The following is a 14,644-nucleotide window of genomic DNA, read 5'->3' as shown; positions in this document are numbered from 1 at the left end:
GGAGACGAAGCGTGCTTCGGCTCCGTGAGGTTAGCCGGGGTCCGCTCGATAGAGCGGGCGGCGGCTTAGCGAATAGAGCCCCGGTCCCGTTCTTCGCTCAAGCGAAGGACGGGATGCGCCAATAGCTTGGACGTTCGCTTCGGATTGTCGGATGCCCGGCAAGGTTCAGGCCCTGCTCGATGCAGGCTGCTTTCTCCCATCATGTGGACAGGAGAATGCCTCCCCCTTCCCTTCATCCGCCGCAGGTGGGGATGGATGGGGGATGCGGCGGCAACGGTCGTCGGGTGGCCGGCGTCTAGCTGTTGCCGGCTTCTGCCTCGCGGACGGCGCGCGCATAGGCTTGTTCGAGATTATAGGGGTGCGAGCCTTGGCGAACCTCGATCTTATGGCCGCCAATCGTGAGGTCGATGCCGATATCGAGGCGGTTGCACAATTCCGCCGCCTGGAAGCAGGTGTCGCGGACATTCTCGGCGGTGTCGGCACGGGCGGTGAAGATGATCATGGCTGGCTCCGTCCAGGTGGCGGGAGAAAGCGTCGCGGGCAGCCGCGCGGGCGGCCCGCGACCGGTGGTTCACCGCGGCCGAATCCAGTCGTCGGCGTGCATCCATCCGAGGACTTCGGCGCCGCTGTCGAATACGGATTCGTTGGAGATGTCACGCCACGGCGAGCGCGGCCGGTATGTCGGCATGTAGCGGGCGGTGAGAAGTTCGAAGGTCGCGCAGACATAGCTGCTTACCCGGATGGCGAGCACCGGCACGTCTTCATCCGGGAGCGCTGTGAAGACCGAGGTGAATTCCATGGGGATCGGGAACAGCGTGATCTCGATCATCGCGCGGGCGAGCCGCTCTTCAAGCTCGTCGGCCGAGCCGTGAAAGACGTGCGCGTTGATGTCGTAGTCGATCTGATCAGGCTTCGCGGTTGCGATCGTCGGTCGAAGTTCGAAGTTGCCCGCCCAGCAGGTTTGGTCCGGATGGAGCATGGCGACACTAGGGAGAAGAATGCGCGGCCCGGTTTCCAGTCCGGCCCGCTTCGCGAACTCTGTTGTGATCCTGCCCGAGAGCAAATAGGCGCGTGCCGGATGGCGATGGCGTTGAAGATCGCGTTTGAGATGGGGAAATTCGACCAGCCACCAATGATCGCGATGATGAATTATCAGGCCGCGGCATTGAATGACCAGGCTATGGTCTGGGAGGGAAGCGGTCATGAAGTGATCCTTCGGGAAGGCGACGAGTCAGTGGACCGACCCGTCGTGCGCGAAGAGGGATGCGAGGTTCATGGGCTGGTTCTCGGCCGCGACAAGGGTCCATGCCAAGACCAAATCGTCATGGTATTCCTGATCGACGATCGCGTCGGGGCTGGCCTGCCCATAGGCCTGCTCCTGCCAGCGGCGGGTGTGCGCGGCATCGGCGGCGTCGGTGATCGCGTCTGCCAGGCGCGCAGCGATCTCGTGGCGGTTGAGGCCATCGGCCGCGCGGCGGATACGCTCGACCATGCAGGGGTTGGTGATCTCGATGCCGCCGGTGATTTCGGCGATATCGTCGAAGCTGGTGAGATTGAACATCTGTGCTCTCCATCGGGAAGGTGGAGGGCGGCCGCGCGCGACCGCCCGAGAGGGCGGTCAGAGGAATTCGATTTCCTCGGCGATGATGTCGGTGTTGTAGTAGGTGCGGCCGTTGTGCTCGTTGCGGCTGTAGCGGATCTCGCCGACCACCAGCAGCTTGTCGCCCTTCTTCTTGTGCCGCGCGACCGACTTGCCGAGCCCGTTGAAGGCCTTGATCGTATGGAAGGCGTCGTAGGTCTCGGTGTAGCCGTTCTCGTCCTTCTGGACCTCGCCGTCGCGAATGACCGGCTTGCTGGTGACGAGCGTGAAGCTCGTGCCGCCCTTGGACTCGGTGCCGAAGGTGGTGATGTCCGATGTGATCCGGCCTGAGAGAATAACCTTGTTCATGTGCGTGTCCTTTTCGATCCCGCCAGCGGGCCGACCCCGCTGGGATGAAAAAGGACTGCGGCCCGCGAACGAGGGGCCGGCGCACCCGAACGGCCGGGCCTGGGCCCGGCCAGCGAGGGGGAACCTGAATTTTTCGAGTGGTGCGGGCAGGCGGCCGTCAGGCCGTCAACACGGTCGGAAAATTGAGGTTGCGGCGGCCCCGCGCGGGTGCAGCTTTCATCCCTCCAAGCGGGTGGCCTGCTGGGGTGTCGGGAGGGGCGCGGGTATGGACAATGTGCCTTGTCGGTGATGGGCCGGGGCACGGCGGACGCCATCACCAGGTGCCGATGGACAGGGTTGGCGGAAGAGCCTGCCGTCACCGGCGGCGGGCGGGCGCGATAAGAGGGCGAGGGACGGCAGAACGGGGATTGCGAAACCCGCTCCACCAACAGGCGGCCGGGACTTTGGAGGGATCGGGTGGCCCGGTCCGGTTCCGGGCACAAGCAGACGGGCGCAGGCGACGGTCGGCTGGATAGGCCCGCAAGTGAGCGATGCCGCGTCGAGGAGACGCCGAAGCGCGCGAGCATCATCCACTGGCTGGCACGAGGCGGATGGGCGGTCCGCTTCCTGAACCCCGGGGGGCGCGGACCGTATTCACCATCGAATAGCGCCGTGCTCAGCCCGATGAAGTAGATTGTGCGACAACGGCAGATATGGTTTCAAGCTTGCGCTTGAGTCCCGCTGCCTCGGCAAGCGTCGTTGTCGTTCCGAGCCATGCGAGCGAGCCGTCGTCCCGCTCGGCATAAATGCCATAAGCGGCCGGAACCTCACCCGGGTCGGACACGCGGGTCCGCGCATCAGGATCGTGACGCAGTCCGGCGATCTCTACCTTGCCAGTCCACGCGGGCGGAACAGGACGAAGATCGCCGATGGTAGGGGAGACCTGAAGAGCATTGAGCCAAGCGGGGTGACGCTGCTCGACGAATGCGGCCAGGATGGCGAATGCCTCGGTCGAACGGTCGAACGGGAACTGGGTGCAATCCGGAGAATCTGCCAGCACTTGCGCCAACGCTGCGGTGTAGGTTTCGAATGTTGCGCTGTCGGCGGGCTCCGGCTGGTATTCCGACAGGGCGTTCTGAAGCTCTCGAAGCGCGGCAAATGCCCGGCCGGAAGGGGTGCCGGTCGTGAGATCGGGCCGATCGAAGATCAGATCGAACGGCCTGCCCTCCTGATCGGTATAGGCTTGCTGGAAGACCAGGACCGACACGGCTTCCCATTGTTCGGCGGTGATCCCGCGCGCATCGACATAATAGTCGGGTTCGAACGGGTGCGTGGTTGAATCGAGCACGTCCACGCGCAGTTGCGAGATCAGTCGGGCGGCGGAGTCTTGATCCTGCTGCCGTTCGAGCAGGGTCGAAAGATTGGTCTGATAGAGTGCGACCCATTGCGGCGATGACGCGCCGTCGCGCGGAAATAGCCCGCGCTGCTGGAGCAGGCGGTCGATTTGCGTGGCATCGTGCAGATCATAGGGCTCGCTGAGGACCTCTGAAGCGATGCGATGCCAGACGTGCCAGGGAAAGCTGCCGAACGGCACGACGTGGCGGGCGACAAGGCAATCGTCGTCCAGCATGGGTTCCCGGCTTCCGTCGCCGGCCCAGAATGTCCCTGCGCAGTCCTCGGCGGAGACGATCTCGGCGCTGCTGAGCGCGACGAAATCGGCGGTGAGGCTGCAAGACGATTGGGTTATGTCGTGGGGCTGTGGGGGCACGAAGGGCTCCTTCCTGAGAACCGGCGCTCCGGTCCGTATGACCAAAAAGAAACAGGGCCCGCCTCGCGGGGGATGCGAGACGAGCCCTGAGGGGTGTGCCCGGCCGGGAGGCGGCGGACCGGGCACGGGGGGATATCAGGCGACGGGTTCTTCGGCCTCCACCGTCTCGGGCGAGGATTCGCTGGCCCGCTGGCGGCGCTGGCGGCGACTGCCCTCCTGCGGCGTCGACCCGAAGCTGTGTTCGGCGGAGGATTGGCCGAGGCCCTGTTCGGCGGGCTGAGTGGCGGGGCCGGCGGTTTCGTCGGCGCCGGGCAGCGGCGGCAGGCCCTCGTCGGTCTTGGGCGCCATCTCCGCCGCCAGATCCCGCCGGCGCGTCGGACGCGACCACACCACGTTGTAGCTGCCGTCGTCCTGACGGAACGCCGAGATGTAAAGCGGCGCCGCCAGGCTCGGGTCCTCGATCTTGCCGTTGAGGAACGCTTCGCCCGTGCCGTTCGCGAACAGCTCGAACAGCGCACCCACCTGCACCCACGCCCGCGACGCCGACAGCGCCAGAACCTCGAACTTGGGCGCCTTCGGATTGGTCGAGTGCACCTCGCGCAGCGCGATCGTCATGGCGATCGCCAACGTCGCGATCTTGCCGACGAAAATGCCCGCGTCATTCTGCTTGATCGAACCGATGTTCATGGGAAGGTCTCCTGAAAGCCGGTCTCGAACACCGTGTCCGAGCCAACTTCCTCCCTCCCCCTCCTCTCCTCGGCCGTTCGGCCGAGCAGGCGCGCAAGCGCCACATCCGAGGCCCGCTTCAGCGGCCTCGGGTCGTGCTTCGCGGGGTTCCCGGTTCAGACGTCGAGATAGCAGTCGTGAGTCAGCACGAAGGCGCGTGCGACCGACTCTCCTTCGTAGAGATGCCGGGGCTCGCGTGACCCTGCCCAGACCGGACGGGGAAGGTCGTCGCCCATGGCAAAGCGCCAGCGTGTGAGGCCGTTGACCGCTTCGAGAACGAAGCCGCCATTGTCGGCTTCGAACCGCGATATCGTTGCCTTTTCGCGTGCGAAGTCAGGAAGATCGAGGATCTGGCCGTGCCCGGCGTAGCAATGTTCCCAAGGCGGAAAGTCGGCCAGGTCCTTGGGATGGACGCCCAGAATGCGCTGGTCGAGGTCGATGCCGAGGGTCCAGTAATCCGATGCGGGGGTGATTTGCTCACGGGTGAGCCAGATCCACCCGTCCGAATATTTGAGCGGCAACACGATCCAGGAGCCGCCATTGCATTGCCAGCCAGAGAGACCGACGCCGCCTTGCCCATAGCTGCCGAGATGAGAGGAATAGGCGGTGAGCATGCGGTCGATCGGCCATTCAGGCGGAACCGGTCCGATCACCGAATTGCTCCGCAAGGAAGAGAAGGAGCCGCGTTCGAGCGGATCGTCGGGCTTGACCGCGCGCGTCAGTGCCGGACCGCATCCCGGAAGATCGAGCACCCGTTGCGCCTTCGCGAGAGGATCTTCGCCGTTGATCACCGCGACCTTGATGGACAGTGTCAGCGAACCGGTTCGTGGCTGGGCGGTGCGCGGGCAATCGAGGTCGAGCTGGGCGTCATGCCGGATTGGCGACTGGCTGCGCCCGGATATCGGAGTGATCGTCGGTTGCCATGCGATCTGGCGGCGTTCATACCAGCTTTGCGAAAGCAGCCAGCTTCTTGCGCGCAGTTCGCTTTCTGCCTTGGTGGAGTCGAGAATCCGGTCCGGAACCGTGGCCTTGAGGACGACATGATAGGTGGACATGGAAAAGCCCTCTCTAGCGGGCCGGCCTTTCGGCCGGGTATGATTGTGGGTCGGCGCAAACGCAGTTCAGGCGTATTGCGGACGGGTTTCCGGGAAGGCCGCCGGCGCGGTCCACTCATAGACGATCGCCGTGAAGCGGCCGCCGTCATAGAGCACGGAATCGACATGGCGGCGGTGGCGCTGGAGACGGTCGAGAAGGCGATTGGCGCGTTCGGCCAGGGCCTGTGCCCGCGCCTCGGTTGGTGCGAGCGCAAGCAGCCGGACAAGCTCGCCCGTGTCGAACCACCAGCCTCCTTCTTCGGGCCCGCCATAGGCACGATCGATCTCGTAGAGGGCGACCAGATAACGCATGCGCGATCTCGTCAGGCCAGCGGCGGCGGTAGATCGAGCCATTCAGGCTGGTCATCCGCGATCACGATATCGTAGCCGTTCGCCTCGGCCTCGGAGAACACCGTGGCGGTGGCCAACTCACCGAAACCTGAATCGTTGTTCCAGAACAGCATGCCTTCCTCGGGGTCGCGGATGGTCAGCACATAGCCATCGACGCCTTCGCGGTGTCCGCGTTCGAGCGCGCGTTCGAGGGATCGTGCCGAGCTGCCGAATTCGAGAGCGGCCTCCCGAATGACGACATAGCCGCCGCCGAACTGACCCGGACGAAGCCGGTCGCAGTCGAGGCAATATTCGAAGCCGAAAGGAAGCGCCGACTTCGCGACCGTCTGGATCAGCGCTGCTGTGGCTTCGATGTCGACCTGATCACCATAGAGTGATGCCTGACGTGTTCCGCTGTCGTCGGAGGGATCGATGTGCAGCGAAAGGCCGAGGCCCGGAAAGGCAGGATCGCTGAAGATCGCGAGGAAGCCGCCGAAGATGTCGGCCTCGGTCGGCGGGAAGGTGGCGGCGAAGGCTTCGCCGAGCGTGCCGAAGGCGGCGGTGCGCTCATCGTCTTCAATATCGGGATCGCTCACGATCTCGATCGCTTCGTCGACGAGGGCGAGAACCGCGGCCTCGGCATCGGTGACGGTGAGCACGAAGCTCGCTTTGACGTAATGGTTGGCCATTCTGGGACCTCGCTGGACAGGACAGGCGGCGGCCCGCCCGTCATCGGCCTCGGAGACAATCTCCCGACCCAGCCCCGCCTTCCTGCTTTCCTTTTCCGGCGCGCGTCATGCCTATGACCGCGAACGGTGGAGCGTGGCGGACGGGGGAACATGTGCCGCAAGCGTTTGGGAGCGTGCGGTTGCCCGGATGCGGGTTCTCAGGCGAGACGGGTGGGAAAGGTCAGGCAGCGTTCTGACCGATGTGAGTGGGCTGCCCCTATTGCTGGCTGCCGCTTTGCTCTGACCTGGATTATGCGGTGCGCCGGCGGCGGCGTGTCGGGCCGACATGATCGGCTGAAATTTCGAGGTCGACGGCGAGCTGGGTGAGCGTGCGCTGCGCGCCAAGCCGCTGGAGCCCGTCCATACGGCCATCGAGCCCGAGCGTGGCGATGCGCGATCGGATCAGGGACGCGGCGACGCGCAGCGTGTGGGGATCAAGCTCTTCCATAGCTGCAATCATAGGACAAATTGCACGACCGCGCGAGGATGTTCGTCGAGGCGTCGGGCGGTCAGGCGGCCTCGTCCGCCACGTCGCGCCAGCGACGAACCAGCCCCGCCATGTCGTCGCCCGACAGGAAGCGGTCGGGATAGACGGCAGCGGGCTGCTGGGCCAGATAGCCGACGACGGTCGCGATGTCGGTCGCAAGGGATCGGTCGAGACCGAACAGATCGGTAATGGGAAAATGGCCCCAGTCGTCGCCATCCCACCAGGCGAGGAGGAAGTTGGCGACGCGGCGCGCCTGGCCGGTGTCGGAGCGCGCGACCGTGAAGAGCCGCCGGGCGGCAGCGTCTGCGCTGTCATGGTCGATCGGCAGGGTGTTCATGGTATAGGCTCCCTTGCACGTCTGGTTGGCTCGCCGCTGGGATCGATCATGACAAGGATCGGCATTCAGCGCTATGCTGAATGTCCCCGGAAGGCAGATCAGTTCTGGCCGGCCCAGGGATTAAGCAAGGCCACGCCCGTAGGCTCGAAGTCGCCGACATTGCGGGTCACGACGGTCATGGAATGGACGAGAGCGGTAGCGGCGATGAGCCCGTCGCGTTCCGGCTGCGGATCCGGGACGTGCAACGCCGCGCAGCGTAGCGCGACGTCCGTGTCGATGGGAACGATGCGATCGGCGAAGGGCGTGAGGACATCGTTCTGAAACCAGGTGCGCAGAATGGCGCCGGTGGGCGTATCGACCCGCTCCTTGGCAAGGATACCCTGCTCGATTTCGAGGATGGAGACGGCCGAGATATAGAATTCGTCGACGTCGGCATTGTCGGCCCATGCCGCGACTTCCGGAGGCAGACGATCGGGCCGGCGCAGGGCCGAAATCACGTTCGTATCGAGCAGGAACATCAATCGAGATCCGCAGGCTTCATGATCTGGCCGAGCTTGCCCGGCTCGAACTCGAAGTCGGCGGCCTCACCCGGCTGGGCCAGCGTGGCCAGCAGGCTCCGCGGAGTTTTCCCCTGGCTGCGATGGAAGTCTTCGATCGTCATCAGGACATGCGTCGGCTTGCCCCTTTCCGTGATATAGACGGGCCCGTTACGCGCTGCCTTCTTGGCGCGACTCGCCCCCTGGTTGAAATCGCGGCTTGAGATCGTGGTCATTCCCATTATGTCGGCTTCCTGTAATGTAGTCATGTTACTACAATGCCCTCGATTTGGCAACGGCCATGCCGGTTTCAAGGGACGGGTCGAGACCCGGAGACCCGGTAGGATTGCCGCGCAGCATCCAGGGCATTGGCTGGATCAGCCGCGCCCAATCGGCGAAGGATGGGATGCGGCCGAGATCCTCGGTGACGTGCTGCTCACCGATGAGACGGACGGGAACAACGCGGCCTGCGCTATTCGTGATCGTCACGCCAAAGATCGTCTCCAGCATGAAGATGCCCTCGGCATGATGCCGGAGCGCACGATGACGGGGATCGGCGACGATCTTTTTGGACTCGTCGAACCACTGGTGAAGGGGCAGATAGTCTTGCGGCTCGCCGCCCCAGCGCCGGACCGAACTGAGCGCGTGATAGTGGCAATGCGACATCGCTAAAGCTCCGTTTCGCTGGTTTCATAGTCGATGAAGCGGGTATTGTGGGTGAGCGTCACCGCGCCGGAAGCGACATCGATCTCGATGGTGCCGTGGGCCCCTTCCCCATTTTCCCAGCCGGAGTGATGGGTGCAGACCGCATTGTCGGCGAACGCGGTCACGGCATCCTCAAGCGACATGGCCTGGGTGCTGATCCTGCCGCTATATTCCAACGCAACGTGATCGCGCTGGATATCGGGAAGATCCGTGGCGGTATCACCGGCAAAAGCGAAAACATCGCTCACGCTGCCTTCGTCGCCGCCGCCGTCATAGTGGATTTCCACGCGTGTGATGCCCTGCTCACACAGCAGCGGAAGGAAGGCGGCCTTGCAGCGTGCCTCGACATCCTGGACCGCGGTAAAACCGTTGTGGATCTGCGCGAAGATCTCGGCCTCGGGAGCCGCATGGTCGGAAATGGATTGCTGGGTCATGCGTGGATCTCCTGGGTCAGGATGCTCGCGGCCTCGGCGCTGGCGGGATAGGCTGCGGCGAGATTGCGATGAAGGATTGCGAAGTCCGGGATGGCGAACCGTCCATCAGCATCGGGCCGCGTCGCCAGGAGCGCGCCGGTGACGATGTCGTCGATACGGTCCCGATCGACGGTTGGCGCGGCGCCGTCCGCATAGCGGACCGGCGGAGCGAACGCGGCTTCGATCCAGCTTTCGAGTCCATCCTGCGCGGCCTCGGTATAGGCGGCAACCGCCGGATCGCGCCGATAGGCTCCGGCATCGACTTTGAGGCCGAGCGAATAATAGATTCCAAAGTCGTGCCGGTTGGTGATCGACACGAGCGCGCAGCCGTCGGGCGGCGGCCCGAAGCGGGCAATGACGGCGGCACGGTAAGCGGCGACCTCGAGCCGGTTGAGGCGTTCGAAATCGGGGGTGTGCCCGAGCTGGGCACAATCCTCGTTGGCGGGGGCGCCGCCGAGGTCGATGATGTCGGACATTATGGTCTCCCGTCATGAATGGACAGGAACCGCGCTCCCCCTCCTCTCTACGGCCGCAGGCCGGTCGGCCGGGATTGAAGCTGACAGGAAAGGACCACGGCGTTAGACATGGTGGTAGTCGGTACAAATCCGTTCAGAGGCTTCGTTTTTGGAAACCATCGCGCTCGTCCTGACATTGCTGTTCGCCGTCGTGTTGAGTGGAATCCTGGCCCGCCTCTTGCCGTTTTCGGTTCCGCGTCCCCTTGTCCAGATCGCTCTGGGCGCCGCGATCGGGCTGATCGCCGACTGGCGGGTGACGCTCGATCCGGATATCTTCTTCCTGCTCTTTCTGCCGCCTCTGCTGTTCCTCGATGGGTGGCGGATCCCGCCCGACGATATGTTCAAGGATGGCGTTACGATCCTCGAACTGGCCCTCGGCCTTGTCGTGTTCACGGTCGTCGGCATGGGTTTTCTGATCCATTGGATGATCCCGGCCATGCCGCTCGCTGTCGCATTTGCGCTCGCGGCCGTGATTTCTCCCACCGACCCGATCGCTGTGTCAGCGATCGCGCAGCGCACGCCTATCCCCAAGCGGATGATGCATATCCTGGAAGGGGAATCGCTGCTCAACGATGCGTCGGGCCTCGTCTGCCTGCGCTTTGCGGTGGCGGCCGCCCTGACAGGTTCGTTTTCGCTGGGAGCGGCGGGGCTCAACTTCCTGTGGGTCGCGATCGGGGGAATCGTGGTGGGCGCGGGCCTCACCTGGCTCGTGGGGCGGTTAAAGGAACTGGTCGTCCGGCGGCTGGGTGAGGAGAGCAGCTCGCAAATCCTGATCAGCCTGCTGATCCCTTTCGGGGCCTATCTCGTGGCCGAGCATCTGCATTGCTCGGGTATCCTCGCAGCGGTCGCCGCGGGCGTGATGATGGGGTTCATCGAGACACGCGGGAAGGCATTGGCGATGACGCGGATTCGCCGCACGACGGTCTGGGATCTCATCCAGTTCACGGCCAATGGCATCATCTTCGTGCTGCTTGGCGAGCAGCTTCCGACAATTCTGGCTGGCGCTGCCGACAGCGTCAGGCTGACAGGCCATCATGATGCCTGGTGGCTGGCAGTCTATATCGTCGCGATCAACTTCGCGCTGGCCGCGCTACGCTTCGTCTGGGTGTGGTTCTCGCTGCGTTTGACCTCGTTCCGCCGAGCTGAAGATACCGCCCAACCGAACTGGCGGCTGGTGGGCGCCATGTCGTTCGCGGGCGTCCGAGGTGCGATCACGCTTGCTGGCGTGCTCACCCTTCCGCTCGCCATGGCCGACGGGACGGCTTTCCCGGGGCGCGATCTCGCTATCCTCCTTGCCATGGGCGTCATCATCGTGTCGTTGATCGCAGCGTCCATTGGACTGCCGTTGATGATGCGGGGTCTGAAGATGCCGGCGGAGCCTTCGCGCGACGCGGAGATCGAAGATGCCCGAACTGCAGCCGCTGAAGCCGCGATCGCCGAGATCGAACGGACGCAACACAAGCTTGCGGAAGGGCGAAAGGATGCCGACGTCTATGTGAATGTCGCATCCAGGTTGATGGACCTTTACCGGGAGCGGATCGACAGTCGATCGAGCTTGCCCGAAGCGATGGCATTTCTCCGGCGCGATGAGCGCATCGAACGCGAACTTCGCCTTGCTGCGCTGAAGGCGGAGCGCGGTGAAATCTTCCGACGGGTCCGGCAGAGTAGATTGGGAAGCGAAGCGGCGCGCAAGCTGGTGCGGGAGCTGGACTTTCAGGAGGCCCGCCTGGCGGGTTGATGCCCAGGACAGCCGTCAGGTCCGGCGCGGCCGCGAGCTTTGGTTTGGAGTCAAAAAAAGCCCCCGCTTCGAAGAAAGCGGGGGCTCGGTGGGATGGGACTGCCGGATGCGTCAGCTGGCGAACGCATGTTCGGCGGAGGACTGTCCGAGGCCCTGTTCGGCGGGCTGAGTGGCGGGGCCGGCGGTTTCGTCGGCGCCGGGCAGCGGCGGCAGGCCCTCGTCGGTCTTGGGCGCCATCTCCGCCGCCAGATCCCGCCGGCGCGTCGGACGCGACCACACCACGTTGTAGCTGTCGTCGTCCTGACGGAACGCCGAGATGTAAAGCGGCGCCGCCAGGCTCGGGTCCTCGATCTTGCCGTTGAGGAACGCTTCGCCCGTGCCGTTCGCGAACAGCTCGAACAGCGCACCCACCTGCACCCACGCCCGCGACGCCGACAGCGCCAGAACCTCGAACTTGGGCGCCTTCGGATTGGTCGAGTGCACCTCGCGCAGCGCAATCGTCATGGCGATCGCCAACGTCGCGATCTTGCCGACGAAAATGCCCGCGTCATTCTGCTTGATCGAACCGATGTTCATGGGAAGGTCTCCTGAAAGCCGGTCTCGAACACCGTGTCCGAGCCAACTTCCTCCCTCCCCCTCCTCTCCTCGGCCGTTCGGCCGAGCAGGCGCGCAAGCGCCACATCCGAGGCCCGCTTCAGCGGCCTCGGGTCGATCAGGCATGACTATGTGGGACTGTTGCCGGTCGCCGCAGCGCGGGGAAATCAGCGCCGCGTGATTGTGCGGTCGCTATCCACGAACGGTGCGGCGAGCAGGACAGGATCGCTTCCTGGCCGAGCTTCGATGATCACATCGCGAAAGCGCAGGTCGACGCCGACACCGAATTCGTCGCAATGCTGGACTGCTTCGCGGCAGATTTCCGCCGGATCACAGCATGCAGGGGCGTGAGCGCTCATGATCCTGAAAACCCGCGCCAGGCCAGAAAATACAATCATGGGAGCCTCCATAAAAATGGAGTGAGAGTCGGGCTGCCATGCGGGGGCTGCCGTTGGACCACCTTGAACAGTCAGTGGATCGACCCGAACAGGCGCTTTTTGGCCTCTATTTGATAGGCACCGTCCTTGACCCCGCGCGTCGCGTTCATGTCGGCCGATAGCCTGGTGGCGAGATCGTCCGGGATGTGTGCATATGGCGCGACAATGGCGATCGCGGCCTCGGCCGTGAGCAGCTCGCCAGGTTCGGTGCCGACCCAGATCAGGGCTTGGCCTCGTCCGGCGCTTCGTCGGTCCGGAAGAAGATCTGCGCGAAGAAGGTCTGAAGGGGCCGGTCCCAGCCGATGGCCGCGCGGACGACATCCGGCCGCTCCTGTTTGGGTTGAAGATCGTGGCGGCTCACAAGACGTTGATCAGCCGCGTGCGGTACAGCTCGAGCAGCGCCGCGAAGCGACGATAGCCCGTGATGATCTGGTATTGCTCATCCTCGCCGCGGAGCAACGTCACGGCGGGAGACGCGATCTCGGTCTCGGGATCGAGCGGAGTCAGCTTGAGCATGTCGCCTTCGATTTCGAGGCGAACGGGCCGGCCGGCGGGGGCGTCTTTGTCTATGAGGAGCGCGTGCATGATTGCCTCCATGCCGGCGGCAGGGTGATTTTGCCGGCTTTGTCGTTGTTTTGAATGTCGGTTGGCGGACTGCGAGCGTCAACGGCTTAATAGCGGATGGGAACCTGCTTCATCTGTCAGATCTCGGCCCGACAGAAGCCGGGTTGCTCGAGGAGCGAGTGACACACCGCATCCCAGACAAGCTCTTTGAAGACCCGATTTTCGAGATCAGTGTCGTGGGCCTGTGTGTCGGCTAGTGGTTGAAATCCTAGGCTTGGCACCCGTAGACTGACTGCTCGCAGTCGACCAAACCAAGATGTCCCATGACCATTCGTGCTTCCGGAAAGCAGACATGACAAAAATGGATAGCGCTTCCTTCCACGTAGTCCTTTCCGGCTGCTCAGGAGGCGGTAAATCCACGCTCCTCGCTAAACTCTCGGATCAGGGTTTCAGGACAGTTCCTGAGCCCGGCCGCCGCATTGTAGCCGAGGAACTGTGCGGTAAGGGCACCGCATTGCCGTGGGTCGACCTCGTGGCTTTTGCAACGCGTGCCATCGACATGGCTGCCCAGGACCGCCAAGTCGCTGACCAAGAGAGTGGCTGGACGTTCTTTGATCGTGGTCTCGTTGACGCAGCCGTGGCACTTCAACACGCGACAGACCGCGCGGCGTCGGTCACGCTCGCCGCGTTTCCCCCTTATCATCGACGAGTTTTTCTGACTCCTCCGTGGCCGGAGATCTTCATTCAAGATCGAGAGCGCCAGCACCGAATGGAAGAAGCGATCGCTGAATACGAGCGCCTGCTGATCGCTTACCGCGACCTCGGCTATGATCCAATCATCATTCCCAAGACTACGGTCAGCGAGAGAGCGCGCTTTGTTTTGAGCCACCTTAAATAAGGAGAAGAGTTAGCTTTCGCCCATTCGCCAACAAAAGTTGCCTGGGAGCTAATCACTGAACTGCACCGGGTTTCCCGGAGGCTGATGGGTTTGAGTCATGCTGGCATATCGATGGTATTGATGGCGGCGTACTATTACGCCTCGGGCTCGGCCGGCGGGATGTAGCAGATCGGCTCAAGTAGGCGCGCAAGCACCCATCCGAGTGCCGCCAAGGCGACCTCGGGACGAAACGGGTTGTGCGCTTGTGTTAGTGGATCGAGCCGTAGAGGCGCCTCTTGGCCTCTGCTTGATGCATCCCGTCCTTGACGCCGATCGTGGCGTTCATGTCTGTCGCGAGATCGGCAGCCAGCGTCTCGGGAATCTCGGCATAGGCCTCGACCACCCTGATGGCGACCTCGGGGCTCGGCAGTTCGCCCGGCTCGGTGCCAAGCCAGATCGTCGCCTCGCCTTCTTCTGGTTCGTCATCCGTCGGGGTGAATATCTGGGCAAAGAAGGTTTGGAGTGGTCTGTCCCAACCGATCACGGCCTTGATGACGCCGTTCCCCGGTCTCGGTTTCAGCTGGTAGCGGCTCATTACAGGCTCCGACGAATGCGATGATCGACATGGCGGGCCGCACCCTCGGCGCTGCGCAGCGCCTTGCGGACAGCGGCAGCGGCGCGCGGGGCACCGCTTTGCGACAGAAGGTGCCGCGCGCTGCGAAGCTGGTCAATCGCTTCCCGCACGGCGTCGCGGTCGGCCGGCCTCGCGGCTCTGATGGGTCGCATGGGATTGGTCCCTTCGGAATTG

24 protein-coding genes are annotated in these 14,644 nt (G+C 63.8%); 2 read left to right on the top strand and 22 right to left on the bottom strand.

Features of this window, described 5'->3' with window-relative positions; all coding sequences use genetic code 11:
* Positions 1–295: 295 nt before the first annotated feature.
* The 16 genes from YP76_RS20130 to YP76_RS20055 all read right to left on the bottom strand — a co-directional run bounded on the left by YP76_RS20130 (position 296) and on the right by YP76_RS20055 (position 9,587).
* On the bottom strand, positions 296–502 hold the full coding sequence (locus YP76_RS20130; RefSeq protein ID WP_046765400.1) for a hypothetical protein: 207 nt from the start codon (positions 500–502) through the stop codon (positions 296–298).
* Positions 503–571: 69 nt separating this feature from the next.
* Complete coding sequence (locus YP76_RS20125; protein WP_046765399.1) at positions 572–1,204, bottom strand: hypothetical protein; 633 nt, start codon at positions 1,202–1,204, stop codon at positions 572–574.
* Between the two features lie 27 nt (positions 1,205–1,231).
* On the bottom strand, positions 1,232–1,561 hold the full coding sequence (locus YP76_RS20120; RefSeq protein ID WP_046765398.1) for a hypothetical protein: 330 nt from the start codon (positions 1,559–1,561) through the stop codon (positions 1,232–1,234).
* 57 nt (positions 1,562–1,618) lie between these two features.
* On the bottom strand, positions 1,619–1,948 hold the full coding sequence (locus tag YP76_RS20115; RefSeq protein WP_046765397.1) for a single-stranded DNA-binding protein: 330 nt from the start codon (positions 1,946–1,948) through the stop codon (positions 1,619–1,621).
* Between the two features lie 655 nt (positions 1,949–2,603).
* Positions 2,604–3,695 (bottom strand): hypothetical protein, encoded by a 1,092-nt coding sequence (locus YP76_RS20110; protein ID WP_052757515.1) that lies wholly within the window; start codon positions 3,693–3,695, stop codon positions 2,604–2,606.
* Between the two features lie 135 nt (positions 3,696–3,830).
* Entirely contained in the window at positions 3,831–4,382 is a 552-nt protein-coding gene (locus tag YP76_RS20105; protein WP_046765396.1) for a DUF736 domain-containing protein, read from the bottom strand.
* Between the two features lie 155 nt (positions 4,383–4,537).
* Complete coding sequence (locus YP76_RS20100; RefSeq protein ID WP_046765395.1) at positions 4,538–5,476, bottom strand: hypothetical protein; 939 nt, start codon at positions 5,474–5,476, stop codon at positions 4,538–4,540.
* Positions 5,477–5,542: 66 nt separating this feature from the next.
* Positions 5,543–5,827: a hypothetical protein gene (locus YP76_RS20095; protein WP_046765394.1), complete on the bottom strand. Its 285-nt coding sequence runs from the start codon at positions 5,825–5,827 to the stop codon at positions 5,543–5,545.
* 11 nt (positions 5,828–5,838) lie between these two features.
* Positions 5,839–6,504, bottom strand: coding sequence for a hypothetical protein (locus tag YP76_RS20090; protein ID WP_232307662.1), 666 nt, complete (start codon positions 6,502–6,504; stop codon positions 5,839–5,841).
* A gap of 319 nt (positions 6,505–6,823) precedes the next feature.
* Positions 6,824–7,021 (bottom strand): hypothetical protein, encoded by a 198-nt coding sequence (locus YP76_RS20085; RefSeq protein ID WP_046765392.1) that lies wholly within the window; start codon positions 7,019–7,021, stop codon positions 6,824–6,826.
* 61 nt (positions 7,022–7,082) lie between these two features.
* Positions 7,083–7,397, bottom strand: a complete 315-nt coding sequence (locus tag YP76_RS20080) for a DUF7673 family protein (RefSeq protein ID WP_046765391.1) — start codon at positions 7,395–7,397, stop codon at positions 7,083–7,085.
* Between the two features lie 98 nt (positions 7,398–7,495).
* Complete coding sequence (locus YP76_RS20075; RefSeq protein ID WP_046765390.1) at positions 7,496–7,915, bottom strand: type II toxin-antitoxin system VapC family toxin; 420 nt, start codon at positions 7,913–7,915, stop codon at positions 7,496–7,498.
* Entirely contained in the window at positions 7,915–8,169 is a 255-nt protein-coding gene (locus YP76_RS20070) for a type II toxin-antitoxin system Phd/YefM family antitoxin (protein WP_332307427.1), read from the bottom strand. Before YP76_RS20070 ends, YP76_RS20075 begins: the two co-directional genes overlap by 1 nt.
* Positions 8,170–8,206: 37 nt before the next feature.
* Positions 8,207–8,599 carry a DUF6915 family protein gene (locus tag YP76_RS20065; RefSeq protein ID WP_046765388.1) on the bottom strand — a complete coding sequence of 131 codons (393 nt, stop codon included), beginning with the start codon at positions 8,597–8,599 and terminating at the stop codon, positions 8,207–8,209.
* A 2-nt stretch (positions 8,600–8,601) separates the two neighbouring features.
* Positions 8,602–9,072, bottom strand: coding sequence for a DUF6878 family protein (locus YP76_RS20060; protein WP_046765387.1), 471 nt, complete (start codon positions 9,070–9,072; stop codon positions 8,602–8,604).
* Entirely contained in the window at positions 9,069–9,587 is a 519-nt protein-coding gene (locus YP76_RS20055) for a hypothetical protein (RefSeq protein ID WP_046765386.1), read from the bottom strand. The genes YP76_RS20060 and YP76_RS20055 overlap by 4 nt, the downstream gene beginning before the upstream one ends.
* Before the next feature lie 148 nt (positions 9,588–9,735).
* On the opposite strand from YP76_RS20055, the gene YP76_RS20050 reads away from it, so the two are divergent.
* Entirely contained in the window at positions 9,736–11,364 is a 1,629-nt protein-coding gene (locus tag YP76_RS20050) for a Na+/H+ antiporter (protein WP_046765385.1), read from the top strand.
* 111 nt (positions 11,365–11,475) lie between these two features.
* Here the strand turns inward: YP76_RS20050 and YP76_RS20045 are convergent, their stop codons facing one another.
* The 4 genes from YP76_RS20045 to YP76_RS20030 all read right to left on the bottom strand — a co-directional run bounded on the left by YP76_RS20045 (position 11,476) and on the right by YP76_RS20030 (position 12,980).
* Positions 11,476–11,940 carry a DUF736 domain-containing protein gene (locus YP76_RS20045; RefSeq protein ID WP_046765384.1) on the bottom strand — a complete coding sequence of 155 codons (465 nt, stop codon included), beginning with the start codon at positions 11,938–11,940 and terminating at the stop codon, positions 11,476–11,478.
* 185 nt (positions 11,941–12,125) lie between these two features.
* Complete coding sequence (locus YP76_RS20040; RefSeq protein WP_046765383.1) at positions 12,126–12,356, bottom strand: hypothetical protein; 231 nt, start codon at positions 12,354–12,356, stop codon at positions 12,126–12,128.
* A gap of 259 nt (positions 12,357–12,615) precedes the next feature.
* Complete coding sequence (locus YP76_RS29190; protein WP_332307426.1) at positions 12,616–12,756, bottom strand: hypothetical protein; 141 nt, start codon at positions 12,754–12,756, stop codon at positions 12,616–12,618.
* Positions 12,753–12,980, bottom strand: a complete 228-nt coding sequence (locus YP76_RS20030; protein ID WP_157035841.1) for a hypothetical protein — start codon at positions 12,978–12,980, stop codon at positions 12,753–12,755. Before YP76_RS20030 ends, YP76_RS29190 begins: the two co-directional genes overlap by 4 nt.
* A gap of 331 nt (positions 12,981–13,311) precedes the next feature.
* On the opposite strand from YP76_RS20030, the gene YP76_RS20025 reads away from it, so the two are divergent.
* Positions 13,312–13,857, top strand: a complete 546-nt coding sequence (locus tag YP76_RS20025) for an AAA family ATPase (protein WP_046765381.1) — start codon at positions 13,312–13,314, stop codon at positions 13,855–13,857.
* A 247-nt stretch (positions 13,858–14,104) separates the two neighbouring features.
* Here the strand turns inward: YP76_RS20025 and YP76_RS20020 are convergent, their stop codons facing one another.
* Both YP76_RS20020 and YP76_RS20015 read right to left on the bottom strand, forming a co-directional pair.
* Positions 14,105–14,431 (bottom strand): hypothetical protein, encoded by a 327-nt coding sequence (locus tag YP76_RS20020; RefSeq protein ID WP_046765380.1) that lies wholly within the window; start codon positions 14,429–14,431, stop codon positions 14,105–14,107.
* Entirely contained in the window at positions 14,431–14,622 is a 192-nt protein-coding gene (locus YP76_RS20015) for a hypothetical protein (protein ID WP_046765379.1), read from the bottom strand. Before YP76_RS20015 ends, YP76_RS20020 begins: the two co-directional genes overlap by 1 nt.
* Positions 14,623–14,644 lie beyond the last annotated feature (22 nt).

This window comes from Sphingobium chungbukense (assembly GCF_001005725.1).
In the GTDB taxonomy this organism is placed as follows: Bacteria; Pseudomonadota; Alphaproteobacteria; order Sphingomonadales; family Sphingomonadaceae; genus Sphingobium; species Sphingobium chungbukense.
This window is presented reverse-complemented; position numbering and strand designations above follow the sequence as displayed.

What these genes read in the sequence shown, in the direction of transcription:
- YP76_RS20130 (WP_046765400.1), bottom strand. Translation starts at nt 502, where the DNA reads ATGATCATCTTCACCGCCCGTGCCGACACCGCCGAGAATGTCCGCGAC.
- YP76_RS20125 (WP_046765399.1), bottom strand. Translation starts at nt 1,204, where the DNA reads ATGACCGCTTCCCTCCCAGACCATAGCCTGGTCATTCAATGCCGCGGC.
- YP76_RS20120 (WP_046765398.1), bottom strand. Translation starts at nt 1,561, where the DNA reads ATGTTCAATCTCACCAGCTTCGACGATATCGCCGAAATCACCGGCGGC.
- YP76_RS20115 (WP_046765397.1), bottom strand. Translation starts at nt 1,948, where the DNA reads ATGAACAAGGTTATTCTCTCAGGCCGGATCACATCGGACATCACCACC.
- YP76_RS20105 (WP_046765396.1), bottom strand. Translation starts at nt 4,382, where the DNA reads ATGAACATCGGTTCGATCAAGCAGAATGACGCGGGCATTTTCGTCGGC.
- YP76_RS20100 (WP_046765395.1), bottom strand. Translation starts at nt 5,476, where the DNA reads ATGTCCACCTATCATGTCGTCCTCAAGGCCACGGTTCCGGACCGGATT.
- YP76_RS20095 (WP_046765394.1), bottom strand. Translation starts at nt 5,827, where the DNA reads ATGCGTTATCTGGTCGCCCTCTACGAGATCGATCGTGCCTATGGCGGG.
- YP76_RS20085 (WP_046765392.1), bottom strand. Translation starts at nt 7,021, where the DNA reads ATGGAAGAGCTTGATCCCCACACGCTGCGCGTCGCCGCGTCCCTGATC.
- YP76_RS20080 (WP_046765391.1), bottom strand. Translation starts at nt 7,397, where the DNA reads ATGAACACCCTGCCGATCGACCATGACAGCGCAGACGCTGCCGCCCGG.
- YP76_RS20075 (WP_046765390.1), bottom strand. Translation starts at nt 7,915, where the DNA reads ATGTTCCTGCTCGATACGAACGTGATTTCGGCCCTGCGCCGGCCCGAT.
- YP76_RS20070 (WP_332307427.1), bottom strand. Translation starts at nt 8,169, where the DNA reads ATGACCACGATCTCAAGCCGCGATTTCAACCAGGGGGCGAGTCGCGCC.
- YP76_RS20065 (WP_046765388.1), bottom strand. Translation starts at nt 8,599, where the DNA reads ATGTCGCATTGCCACTATCACGCGCTCAGTTCGGTCCGGCGCTGGGGC.
- YP76_RS20060 (WP_046765387.1), bottom strand. Translation starts at nt 9,072, where the DNA reads ATGACCCAGCAATCCATTTCCGACCATGCGGCTCCCGAGGCCGAGATC.
- YP76_RS20055 (WP_046765386.1), bottom strand. Translation starts at nt 9,587, where the DNA reads ATGTCCGACATCATCGACCTCGGCGGCGCCCCCGCCAACGAGGATTGT.
- YP76_RS20045 (WP_046765384.1), bottom strand. Translation starts at nt 11,940, where the DNA reads ATGAACATCGGTTCGATCAAGCAGAATGACGCGGGCATTTTCGTCGGC.
- YP76_RS20040 (WP_046765383.1), bottom strand. Translation starts at nt 12,356, where the DNA reads ATGATTGTATTTTCTGGCCTGGCGCGGGTTTTCAGGATCATGAGCGCT.
- YP76_RS20030 (WP_157035841.1), bottom strand. Translation starts at nt 12,980, where the DNA reads ATGCACGCGCTCCTCATAGACAAAGACGCCCCCGCCGGCCGGCCCGTT.
- YP76_RS20025 (WP_046765381.1), top strand. Translation starts at nt 13,312, where the DNA reads ATGACAAAAATGGATAGCGCTTCCTTCCACGTAGTCCTTTCCGGCTGC.
- YP76_RS20020 (WP_046765380.1), bottom strand. Translation starts at nt 14,431, where the DNA reads ATGAGCCGCTACCAGCTGAAACCGAGACCGGGGAACGGCGTCATCAAG.
- YP76_RS20015 (WP_046765379.1), bottom strand. Translation starts at nt 14,622, where the DNA reads ATGCGACCCATCAGAGCCGCGAGGCCGGCCGACCGCGACGCCGTGCGG.